Source organism: Vibrio sp. 10N.261.52.A1 (assembly GCF_002876325.1).
Classification (GTDB): domain Bacteria; phylum Pseudomonadota; class Gammaproteobacteria; order Enterobacterales; family Vibrionaceae; genus Vibrio; species Vibrio chagasii.
The window spans coordinates 2513-3376 of the sequence record NZ_MCYD01001171.1; the positions used below are offsets into that span (position 1 = coordinate 2513).

1 protein-coding gene is annotated in these 864 nt (G+C 39.0%); it reads left to right on the plus strand.

The features are described 5' to 3' along the window. Positions 1–61: 61 nt before the first annotated feature. Complete coding sequence (locus tag BCT81_RS25010) at positions 62–811, plus strand: hypothetical protein (RefSeq protein ID WP_102426214.1); 750 nt, start codon at positions 62–64, stop codon at positions 809–811. The last annotated feature ends 53 nt before the right edge of the window (positions 812–864 follow it).

Below are 864 nucleotides of genomic sequence, written 5' to 3' on the forward strand. Positions count from 1 at the left end.
TCAAGTATAGCCAAGCGCTGCTCACACCTTAATGCGGCGTTAGCATTTAAAGGGGACATTGGTGTTCGATAGGAAAGAAGTAAAAGAAATTATCTGGAAGAAGTGGCTATTCCCTGACTTTACAAACAAGCTCACTTGGTTAGTCGGTGGTGCCGGTGTTACCGTACTCCTTACTCCGACTGCTTTTAAGCAGCTTTTTTATAATTGGTTGGTAGACACTCTTAACTTGAATGCAGGGGAGCACTACACATTAGCTGAGTTACAGTCGAATACTGCCGATTATTGGCTAGGTTTTGGAATGGTATTTTTAGCATTGGCTCATAATATTGGTTATCAGGCATTTATATATAAGTCTAAAAAACTTGCTCAAGTCGACAAACAAAATTTAATTGAAGTTGATAAAGCTTTATTTCTTGAGTTTATAGAGCTTTTACCATCTGATGGGTTAGACATTAAACTTCTAGAAGAGCATGATTTTGGCAACTCCCATCACGGCAAAGAAGTAAAATCGTTGGATACCTTCGTACATACGTGGAATAACGCCCTGAAACATTTCCTTGACGAAGAGTTGGAATCTAAAAGGAAACAACTAATAGATAAATCTAAGCATTTCATTTATACATTGGCAAATCGTTCTTATTCCATTGGCAATGGCGAAATGTTTTCATGTATTCCAGATGTTTACAGAGGTGCATGGGATTGGCCTCCTCATGTTGAAGAGCAAATCCGAGAGTTGAATGAGTTGGGTACTGAGCTCTTTGAACTTCATCAGGATTTTGTTCTAACTGCCCGGAGAAAGTTAAAATGCTAACAAAGCATTTAAGAGTGATTCGCAACGCTTGGCAGTTTCGCTTCGCTCAAGTA